This is a genomic window from Streptomyces sp. NPDC053560, from assembly GCF_044544605.1.
Classification (GTDB): Bacteria; Actinomycetota; Actinomycetes; order Streptomycetales; family Streptomycetaceae; genus Streptomyces.
On record NZ_JBITXI010000001.1, the window covers coordinates 696,689 to 706,984 of the forward strand.

Sequence of the window (10,296 nt, forward strand, 5' to 3'; positions counted from 1 at the left end):
CGGAAGTTCCACGCGAGCCCGCATCGTGCTGTACCCTCGGCCGCTCCGCAGGCAGGTAGTCAAACTTGAGGAGTCGACGGCACGTGCCAGTCCTTCCCGCGTTCAGCCTCGACCGGATCGCCGGCCTCTCCCCGTGCGCCGCCACTTTCGTGCCAAGTGATCCACCTCGTACGGGGCGGATCGCGTTCTGGCGGCCGGACGGCGAGCCGCTGCCCGAGGACTCCCCTCCGGACGACGCGGCCCTGGAGGAACTGACCGTGGCCCTCCCCTCCGGAGGAGGCCGGGTCCTCACCCGGGAGGTGCGCGCCCTCCTGCTGCCCGTCGGCGCCGCGCTCCCCGTACTGACCCGGGCCCGCGCCTCCCGTACAGCGCACCCGGCCGCGGCCTTCTGGGGCGCCGCCTCCCTCATCGCGCTGCACCTGATGGCGCGCGGCAAGCTGCTCCCCGGGCTGAGCCCGGGCGATCACGATGCCTGGCGGTGCGGCCCCCTCGAACCGTCCGACCTGGCCCGCATACGGGAGCTGTCGGCCGTGATGCCTCCCTACGCGCACGCCACACCGCTCCCCGGGAGCGACCCGGTGCGGCTGCCCGAGCCGGAGCGGCTGCTGCGCTCGTTCCTGGACGCCGTGGCCGACGGACTGCCGCGTTCGCCCGCGGCCGAGACGGCTCTGGGCGGGCCGGCGTACGCGGCGGCGCTCCCGCAGCACCTCCCCGAGCAGCGGGCCTGGGCTGCCGATGTGGCGGCGGGGCACGACGCCGGGGTGCGCCTGTCGCTCCGGATCGAGGTCTCGGGGCTGGACGACGCCGCGGTCTCCGGGCTGGACGACGCCGCGGACGACAGCGCTGCGGACGCGGCTGCCATCGCCCATGACAGGCCCTCCGGCGGCCGTGGGGAGAGGTTCTCCGGCGCCGCAGGGGACTCCCCCGCCCGTCCCCGGTTCACCGCCGTGCTCCAGTTGCACAGCCTGACCGACCCGACGCTGGTCGCCGACGTCTCCGAGGTGTGGGCCGGTGGCTCTCCCGCGGGGCGGGCCTTCGGGGCACGCGCGCGTACGGACTCGCTGCTGACACTGCGGCGCGCGGCCTCCGCGTGGGCGCCGCTGTCCCCGCTGCTCTCCGCCGCCGTACCGGACACCCTCGACCTCGCCGAGGAGGAGATCGGCGAACTGCTCGGCCCCGGAGCCCGGGCACTCGCGGCCGCAGGGGTCCAGGTGCACTGGCCCAAGAGTCTCGCCCGGAGCCTGACCACACGTGCTGTCGTGGGCCCATCGGACTCGGCGGACTCCACGGACGCGGCGCAGGACCGCACCGAGTCCGCGCTGCCGTCCCTGCTGTCGGCCGACGCGCTGCTGTCGTTCAGCTGGCGGTTCGCCGTCGGGGAGCACGAGCTGAGCCGGGCCGAGCTGGACCGCTTGGCTGAAGCCGGGCGGCCCCTCGTACGGCTTCAGGACCAGTGGGTGCTCGTCGCCCCCGAAGCGCTGCGCACCGCGCACGAGAGGCGGGACCGGAAGGTCGCGCCCATGGACGCCCTGGGCGCGGCGCTCACGGGGACGGTCGACGGCGGAGACGGCGAGCAGCTGGAGGTACAGGCATCCGGCCTGCTGCGGGAGTTGCGCGACCGGCTCGCCGATCCCGAGCGCTCCGGGGACGACACGCCCGCGCAGCCGGCAGCGCTCGCCGCGACGCTGCGCGACTATCAGTTGCGCGGGCTGGGCTGGCTGCACCGTATGACATCGCTCGGCCTCGGGTGCTGCCTGGCCGACGACATGGGGCTAGGCAAGACGATCACGCTGATCGCGCTCCACCTGCACCGCCGGGCGGACGCGGCGGCGACCGGTCCGACGCTGGTGGTCTGCCCGACCTCGCTGATGGGCAACTGGCAGCGCGAGATCGCGAGGTTCGCACCCGGTACTCCCGTGCGCCGCTTCCACGCCGGGCAGCGTGATCTCTCGGACCTGGCGAACGACGAGTTCGTGCTCACCACGTACGGCACGATGCGGGTGGACGCCGGGAAACTGGCCGGCGTGCACTGGGGCATGGTCGTGGCGGATGAGGCCCAGCACGTGAAGAATCCGTTCTCCGCGACCGCTCGGCAGCTGCGGACGCTGCCGGCCCGGGCCCGGATCGCGCTGACCGGCACCCCGGTGGAGAACAACCTCTCCGAGCTGTGGGCGATCCTCGACTGGACCACGCCGGGCCTCCTGGGGCCCCTGAGCCGCTTCCGCACGCGGTACGCCCAGGCGGTCGAGGGCGGTGCCGACCCGGCCGCTGCCGAGCGACTGGCCCGGCTCGTGCGGCCGTTCCTGCTGCGCCGCCGCAAGACCGATCCGGGTATCGCGCCCGAGCTGCCGCCCAAGACCGAGACCGACCGCGCGGTGGCGCTCACGCCGGAACAGGCCGGGCTGTACGAGGCGGTGGTGCGCGAGGGGCTGGCCGACATCGCCGGAACGGACGGGTTCGCCCGCCGCGGCCTGGTCGTCAAGTTGCTGACCTCGCTGAAGCAGATCTGCAACCACCCCGCGCAGTACCTCAAGGAGGACGGCACCGACGGACAGCGTGCACGGCGGTTCGCGGAGCGCTCGGGCAAGGTCGAGCTGCTGGACGAACTCCTGGACACCTTGCTCGCCGAGGGAGCCGGCGTGCTGGTCTTCACGCAGTACGTACGGATGGCGCGGCTTCTGGAGGCGCACCTGGCGGCACGCGGGGTGGGCACTCAGCTGCTGCACGGGGGCACACCCGTCGCGCGACGGGAGGAGATGGTGCGCCGCTTCCAGGACGGCGGCGTACCGGTCTTCCTGCTGTCCCTGAAGGCCGCGGGCACGGGCCTGAACCTCACCCGGGCCTCGCACGTCGTGCACTTCGACCGCTGGTGGAACCCCGCCGTCGAGGCGCAGGCCACCGACCGCGCCCACCGAATGGGACAGTCCCGGCCGGTACAGGTGCACCGCATGATCGCCGAGGGCACGGTGGAGGACCGGATCGCCGACATGCTCGCCCGCAAGCAGCGGCTCGCGGACGCGGTACTGGGGGCGGGCGAGGCCGCGCTCACCGAACTGACCGACGCGGAACTGGCGGAGCTGGTAGAGCTCCGAGGGGGCGAACGATGAGCGACTTCCACAGCGACGAGGACGACATGTACCGCGACGCGCGGACCTTCGAAGCGCTGCCGCCCGCCCACGGGCGCGGCTTCGCGCGCACCTGGTGGGGGCAGGCCTGGCTGAAGGCCCTGGAGGACACCGCGCTGGACACCCAGCAACTGAAGCTGGGCCGTCGGCACGCCCGTGCGGGGGCCGTGGGCGCGGTGTCCGTACGGCCGGGCCGCATCACCGCCGTCGTACAGGACCGCGACCGCACCGCGCACCGTTCGGACGTGCTGGTCCAGGAGCTGGACGCATCGGAGTGGGACCGCCTGCTGGACCTGGTCGCCGACCGGGCGGGGCACATCGCGGCGCTGCTGGACCGCGACATGCCGCCCCAGCTCGTCGAGGACGCGGCGGCGGCCGGCATCGAACTGCTCCCCGGCATCGGGGATCTGGAGCCGTCCTGCGACTGTGAGGCGTGGGACCACTGCGCCCATACCGCGGCGCTCTGCTACCAGATGGCGCGGCTGCTGGACCAGGATCCGTTCGTGCTTCTCCTGTTGCGCGGGCGCGGCGAGGAGGAGCTGCTCGGCGAGCTCCAGGAACGGAGCGCCGCACGCGCGCAGGCCTACGTGCCGGAACCCGCCGAGGTGCCCGGAGGCGTAACGGCTGCCGAGTCCGGTGTGGCGGCGGCCGAGGCGTTCGCGGCTCAGGAGGCCCCGGCCCCGCTGCCGGCGCCACCGCCCCGGGTGGAGGGGGCGGGTGCCGTGCCGGCGCTGGGCGGCGGCACGGCACCCGCTCCCGGGATCGACGTACCGGCACTGGAGTTCCTGATCGGGGACACCGCGGAGCGGGCCAGGAGGCACCTCGCCGAGGCGCTGTCGGGCCGGCACGCCGACACCCCGCCGGCGGCCGAGCCGACGGTCTCCGAGGACACGGTGCGGCTCGCGGCGGCCGGGCCGCCCGACACGGTCGCCGCGCGGCTGGCCGCGGGCTCCGGGCGGGACGCCAAGGGTCTCGCGGATGCCGTACGGGCGTGGCGGCAGGGCGGCCCCGCGGCGCTTGCGGTGCTGGAGGAGGAGTGGACGCCCGGGGCAGAGGAGTTGGCTCGCGCCACCACCGGGCTCGCCGCCGCCTGGGACGACGAGACGGACCGGCCCCGTATGCGGGCCACGCGCAACCGCTGGACGGTGGTCGGTGCCGGCACGCAGCTGCGGCTGAGCAGGGACGGACGCTGGTGGCCGTACCGCAAGGAGCAGGGGCGCTGGCTACCTTCGGGGCCGCCCGACGAGGACCCGGCAGCGGCACTGGCTTCCCTCACCGGGACGGCCGAGGAGCCTGCCACGGAGTAGACGGACAGCGGGGTCCCGGGGGCCGAGCAAACGCAGGCCCTCGGACCCGGTTCCCGCCGGCTCCGTAGGAGCACACTGGTCGCATACCGGCGGCTCCATCACCACCACCATTCCGCCGAAATTGCGTCGACAACCGCCCCTGCAACCCTCATGATCGGCCCATGGCGAATTCCCGGCCGGACCCTGCCGGTACCCCTCTCAGCGAGCGCGCCGAGCGCGCCGTGGACATCGCGGTCAGAGCCGGGCGTCGGCTGGGCCTGCGGGCGGACGAGCCGCGTGTCCTGCACGACATGTTCAACGTGCTGGTGCACCTCGCGCCGCACCCGGTGGTGGTGCGCGTACCGTCGCTCGCCCTGGTGCCGGTCGAGGAGCTGGCGGACAAGCAGCGGCGCGAGCTGGACGTGGTGAGCTGGCTGGCCGACGCGGGCGCGCCGGTCGTACGGCCCAGCCCCCTGGTGCCGCGGGAGCCCGTCGAGTGCGACGGCAGGTCGCTCGTCTTCTGGGAGTACGTCGACGAGAAGGACCCGATGCGGGAGGTCGCTGCGGACGGTATGGAGGCTCTGGAGGACCGCTTCGTCGAGCAGACGGGCTGGGCCGTGGAGCTGCACGACCTCCTCGCTCGCTATCCGGGCGACCTGCCGGTGCTGTCCCCTCTGGTGCCCACGATCGCACCGCTTCTGGAAGCGCTGCGGAAGGACCCGCAGGGGCTCACCACGGCCGAACTGGACCGTGCGGAGCAGGAGTACGCGGTCCTCGAAACCCTTGTGGCCGACCTGCCGGACCACTTCCCGGCGGCTCGCATACAGGCGCTGCACGGGGACGGGCCGTCGTACAACCTCCTGCGGACCGCCGACGGGCACCTCTTCAGCGACTTCGAGGACGCCACGCGAGGCCCCGTGGAGTGGGACCTGGCCCTGGTGGCGCCGCGCGCCGTCGCGGAGTACGAGCGGGTGGGCGGGCGCTCCCTGGACCGCTCGCTGCTGGACGTCATGGAGCGGGCGCGGCTGCTGCAGATCGTGGGTGCGCTGGCGGTGGTGCCCTCGATGCCCGAGCTCGGCCCGATGATGGCGCCGACGATCGACCTGTGGCGGCAGCGCGCCCCGCTGACGGCGGACATCCTCGGCCGCTAGCGGAGCCGAGCGTCCCGACTCCCGGCGGAGACCCCGCGCGTCTTCCGGATTCTTCGCCGCGGGCCGTCTCCGCAGCATGGGACGTTCCCTCGCCTCCGCGGCACGCGCCGTTGCACACGGCATCCACGCGCCGTCGCGGGCTACTTCGCGCCGGGTTACCTGCCGTGCCGGGAGGGAGGATATTCGGGGCCACCAGAGCTCATAGCCTGGCTCGTTCCCCGGAGGTGTCCCGCTGTGACCACCACGACCCCGCTCCCGCGTACGGGAGCGGCCCCCGGCGCCTGGCCGCTGCTCGGCCACGCCTGGCAGCTCCACTCCCGCCCGTTGGAGTTCCTGTCCTCCCTGCCGGCCCACGGCGACCTCGTACGGATCGGCATGGGCCCCTACCCGGCCTACGTCGTCTGCGGGCCGGAGGCGGCCCACCGGATGCTCACCGACTCCCGCACCTTCGACAAGGGCGGGCCGTTCTTCGACAAGGCACGAGTGCTCTTCGGGAGCAGCCTGCCGATGGCCGGGTGGCGCGAGCACCGCTGGCAGCGCCGGCAGATGCAGCCCGCCTTCCAGCCCGAGCGGATCGACGCGTACGCCGGGGTCATGGGCGAGGAGATCGACCGGATGACCGCCGGCTGGCGGCCCGGTATGCGGTTCGATCTCACGGCTTCGCTGACCACCCTGACGCTGCGCATCGTGACCCGCAGCGTGCTCGCCGCGGAGGCCGAGGACGAGGCCGTGGCCGACGTGCAGCACAGCCTGCACACCGTCATCGACGGCATCTACCAGCGGGTGATGCTGCCCCTCGGCCCGCTCTACCGCCTGCCCACGCCCGGAAACCGCCGCTATCGCAGCGCCTGCACCCGTCTGCACCGCGCCATCGACGGCATCATCGCCGAACGACGGGCCTCGCCCGGGGGCGACGACCTGGTAGCCATGCTCCTGGAGGCGCGCGACGAGGACACCGGCGAGCCGCTGTCGGACAAGGACATCCGCGACCAGCTCGTGGTGATGAGCGGCGCCGGCTTCGAGACCACGGCCAATTCGCTGGCGTTCGCCTTCTGGCTGCTCAGCCAGCATCCGGAGGCCGAGAAGCGGGTGCACGACGAGGTGGACAGGACCCTGGCCGGGCGGACCGCCACCCCGGCCGACCTCGACGGGCTGGACTACACGCGACGCGTCGTCCACGAAGTGCTGCGGATGTACCCACCGGGCTGGTTCTTCACCCGCGTCACCACTACGGAGACCACGCTCGCCGGGCACCGGCTCCCCGCGGGCACGGCCCTCCTGTACAGCGCCTACCTCCTCCATCACCGGCCCGACCTGTTCCCCGACCCCGAGCGTTTCGACCCCGACCGCTGGCTCGAAGGGAGCGACTGCCCCCGAGGGGCCCACGTGCCGTTCGGCGGCGGCAACCGCAAGTGCATCGGCGATCAGTACGCGCTGGTCGAGATGACCATGGCGCTGGCCAGTGTCTGCGCCCGCTGGAGCGTGCAGCCCGACCCCGGCGCGACCCTGCGCGTTCAGGTCAGGGGCACGCTCGGCCCCGGGCGGCTGTTCATGACCTGCCGGCCGCGCGGCACGGCCGGCGACGGCTGAGCAGGCGAGTGGCACCACCGTGCATGCCGGGTGGCGCCTCCCGTGCGCGAGATTTCCCTCGTACGCGAGCGCGCGACGATGGGCCGGGAATTGTCTTCCCGGCCCATTTCCCGTACCCGGCCCGTCCGTTGCGTTTCCGACGGCGGAGGGGGTATCGGCCGTGCGGTGTTCCGAGGTAAACTCCCCGGCAGTGCCACCGGGAATTCCGTGGGCACACCCGAGGCCATTACGGCCCGATGCGAACAAAATGTTGCTGGGAGGTGACGTGTTGATGAAGCCCCGACAGAATCCGGCCCGACGCCCGGCGGAGTGTCTGACGGAGCGGCGCCACGTCGACCTCGTCAGGGTCTCCAGCGCCCTGTGTAGCCGTTCGGCCTGAGCGCCCTCCCACTCCGCGGAACTGCACCGATCCGGTGATTCCGCGCCTCCCGCGCGCCGCATCCGCGTGACGTCTCACGCATGCCTGCGCGCCGGACACCCTCATTCGCGCAGGCCTGCCACGCATTTCCCGTGCCGGAAATACGCCCGGTAATTCTGCCTGCCCGGAAGAGTTTTCCTCGTATATCACTCCCCCGACTCCCCCTGCCTTTCCACCCTTCCGGAGTTCTTCCATGTCCGCATCCGACCGAGTTCCGCAGCCCGCCGGTGATCCGGCGCGGTTCGCCTACTGGGTGCCCAACGTCAGCGGTGGCCTGGTCACCAGCACCATCGAACAGCGCACCGACTGGGGCTACGAATACAACCGCAAGCTCGCCCGGCTCGCCGAGGACAACGGCTTCGAGTACGCGCTCAGCCAGGTCCGCTACATGGCCAGTTACGGCGCCGAGAACCAGCACGAGTCCACCTCCTTCAGCCTGGCACTGCTGCTCGCCACCGAGCGCCTGAAAGTCATCGCCGCGGTCCACCCCGGACTGTGGCACCCGGGCGTGCTCGCCAAGTTCGGGGCCACCGCCGACCACCTCTCCGGTGGCCGGTTCGCCGTCAACGTCGTCAGCGGCTGGTTCAAGCAGGAGTTCACCGCGCTCGGCGAGCCCTGGCTGGAGCACGACGAACGGTACCGGCGCGCGGAGGAGTTCATCCGCGCCCTGCGATCGGTGTGGACCGAGGACCACGCCGAACTGGCCGGGGACTTCTACCGGATCCGGGACTTCTCGCTGAAGCCGAAGCCCCTGAACAGCGCGGACCGACCGCACCCGGAGATCTTCCAGGGCGGCAACTCCACGGCGGCCCGTGCGATGGCCGGCCGGGTCTCCGACTGGTACTTCAGTAACGGCAAGGACTTCGACGGCGTCACCGAGCAGCTCACCGATGTCCGGGCGGCCGCCGCGGCCGCCGGCCGTACTGCCCCCAAATTCGGCCTGAACGGCTTCCTGATCGCCCGGGACACCGAGAAGGAGGCCCGGGGGGTGCTGCGCGAGATCGTCGCCAAGGCGGACACCGAGGCGGTTCACGGCTTCGGCCGGGCCGTCCAGCAGGCGGGCAGCTCCACCAGTGACGGCAAGGGCATGTGGCAGGACTCCTCCTTCGAGGACCTCGTCCAGTACAACGACGGATTCCGTACGGGGCTGATCGGCACCCCGGAGCAGATCGCCGAGCGCATCGTGGCCTACAAGCGGCTCGGCGTGGACCTCTTTCTGCTCGGCTTCCTGCACTACCTGGAGGAGGTCGAGTACTTCGGCGAGCGGGTGCTGCCGCTCGTACGCGAACTGGAAGCCCAGGACAAGACCCGCACCGAAGGAGTACTGGTATGAGCACCGCCGCACACACCGACTGGCAGCAGCGTCCCGCGCCGGCCACTCCGGAGGCGTGGATCGACCGCGCCGCCGAGGTCGCCGCCGTCCTCGCGACCGACGCCGCGGCCCGGGACCGGGCCGGCGCCACGCCGTACGAGGAGGTCCGGCTGCTCAAGGAGTCCGGGCTGGTCACCCTGTTGGGGCCTGCCGAGCACGGCGGGGGCGGCCAGGACTGGCCGACCGCGTACCGGGTGATCCGCGAGGTCGCCAAGGCCGACGGCTCGATCGGGCAGCTGCTCGGCTACCACTACCTGTGGAACTGGGCGGCCCGCTTGGTCGGCACACAGGAGCAGTGGGAGCACGTCGAGGCCGAGGCCGCCCGCAACCGCTGGTTCTTCGGGGGCGCCGTCAACCCCCGCGACAACGACGTGGCCGTACGGGACGAGGGCGAGACGCTCACGTTCACCGGCCGCAAGTCGTTCTCCACCGGCAGCAAGGTCTCCGACGTCACCGTGCTGGAAGGCGTCCTGGAGGGCAGCGTCGGGCCCGACAACCCCGAAGGCGACCACGTCTTCGCCATCGTGCCATCGGACAGCGCGGGACTGACTTTCCACGACGACTGGGACAACATCGGTCAGCGGCTCACCGAGAGCGGCAGCGTCACGATCGACGGGGTACGCGTCCCGTGGAGCGCGGCAGCCGGATACGTCGGCAAGTCGTTCCAGCCGCGGGTCTACAACACGCTGAACGTGCCCACCATCCAGCTGGTGTTCGCGCACTTCTACCTGGGGATCGCGGCCGGCGCCCTGGAGACCGCGCGGACCTACACCCGTACGAAGTCCCGCTCCTGGCTGCACGGGGGCCACGACCAGGCCGTCGACGAGCCGTACGTGATCGACGTCTACGGGGACCTGACGGCGAAGCTGTGGGCGGCCGAGGCGCTGGCCGACCAGGTGGCCGAGGAGGGCTGGGAACTGCACTCGGCCCCCGATGCGGTGACCGAGCAGACGCGGGGCGAGCACGAGGTGCGCGTCGCCGCCGTGAAGGCGCGGGCCACGGACGTGGCCCTGGAGGTGGCGAACCGGGTCTTCGAGGTCACCGGCGCCCGCTCCACGGCCACCGCCGAGGGTCTGGACCGCTTCTGGCGCAACATCCGTACGCACACCCTCCACGACCCCGTCGCCTACAAGCGCCGTGAGGTCGGCCGCTTCGTGCTCACGGGGGAGCTGCCGCAGCCCACCTGGTACTCGTAACGGCCCGTCCGCTGTTCCTCGGGGCGGGGGGGGGCGCCCCCCGGGGGGGGGCCCCCCCCCCCCCCCGGCCCCCGCCCCCGCCCGCCCCCCCCCCCCCCACCCCCCCCGGGGGGGGGGGCCGCCCCCCCCCACAAGACCCCCCCCCCCACCCCCGGGGT

The 10,296-nt window shown here is 72.7% G+C and carries 7 protein-coding genes; all 7 read left to right on the plus strand.

All coding sequences use genetic code 11. The features are described 5' to 3' along the window. Positions 1-83 precede the first annotated feature (83 nt). The 7 genes from ACIGQF_RS02780 to ACIGQF_RS02810 all read left to right on the plus strand — a co-directional run bounded on the left by ACIGQF_RS02780 (position 84) and on the right by ACIGQF_RS02810 (position 10,138). Complete coding sequence (locus tag ACIGQF_RS02780) at positions 84-3,107, plus strand: SNF2-related protein (protein WP_399704535.1); 3,024 nt, start codon at positions 84-86, stop codon at positions 3,105-3,107. Then, the gene (locus tag ACIGQF_RS02785) at positions 3,104-4,432 is read left to right on the plus strand and encodes an SWF or SNF family helicase (protein WP_399704537.1); all 1,329 of its coding nucleotides are present in this window, start codon (positions 3,104-3,106) and stop codon (positions 4,430-4,432) included. The genes ACIGQF_RS02780 and ACIGQF_RS02785 overlap by 4 nt, the downstream gene beginning before the upstream one ends. A 161-nt stretch (positions 4,433-4,593) precedes the next feature. Beyond that, positions 4,594-5,562, plus strand: coding sequence for an aminoglycoside phosphotransferase family protein (locus ACIGQF_RS02790; protein ID WP_399704540.1), 969 nt, complete (start codon positions 4,594-4,596; stop codon positions 5,560-5,562). A gap of 234 nt (positions 5,563-5,796) precedes the next feature. Then, complete coding sequence (locus ACIGQF_RS02795; protein WP_399704542.1) at positions 5,797-7,152, plus strand: cytochrome P450; 1,356 nt, start codon at positions 5,797-5,799, stop codon at positions 7,150-7,152. Between the two features lie 271 nt (positions 7,153-7,423). After that, complete coding sequence (locus tag ACIGQF_RS02800) at positions 7,424-7,531, plus strand: putative leader peptide (RefSeq protein WP_399704544.1); 108 nt, start codon at positions 7,424-7,426, stop codon at positions 7,529-7,531. Between the two features lie 232 nt (positions 7,532-7,763). After that, on the plus strand, positions 7,764-8,903 hold the full coding sequence (gene sfnG / locus ACIGQF_RS02805) for a dimethylsulfone monooxygenase SfnG (RefSeq protein ID WP_399704545.1): 1,140 nt from the start codon (positions 7,764-7,766) through the stop codon (positions 8,901-8,903). Then, the gene (locus tag ACIGQF_RS02810) at positions 8,900-10,138 is read left to right on the plus strand and encodes an acyl-CoA dehydrogenase family protein (protein ID WP_399704547.1); all 1,239 of its coding nucleotides are present in this window, start codon (positions 8,900-8,902) and stop codon (positions 10,136-10,138) included. The genes sfnG and ACIGQF_RS02810 overlap by 4 nt, the downstream gene beginning before the upstream one ends. The last annotated feature ends 158 nt before the right edge of the window (positions 10,139-10,296 follow it).

Bases quoted from the DNA above. Each gene is read 5' to 3' on its own strand.
- ACIGQF_RS02785 (WP_399704537.1), top strand. From the start codon at position 3,104: ATGAGCGACTTCCACAGCGACGAGGACGACATGTACCGCGACGCGCGG.
- ACIGQF_RS02790 (WP_399704540.1), top strand. From the start codon at position 4,594: ATGGCGAATTCCCGGCCGGACCCTGCCGGTACCCCTCTCAGCGAGCGC.
- ACIGQF_RS02800 (WP_399704544.1), top strand. From the start codon at position 7,424: ATGAAGCCCCGACAGAATCCGGCCCGACGCCCGGCGGAGTGTCTGACG.
- sfnG (WP_399704545.1), top strand. From the start codon at position 7,764: ATGTCCGCATCCGACCGAGTTCCGCAGCCCGCCGGTGATCCGGCGCGG.
- ACIGQF_RS02810 (WP_399704547.1), top strand. From the start codon at position 8,900: ATGAGCACCGCCGCACACACCGACTGGCAGCAGCGTCCCGCGCCGGCC.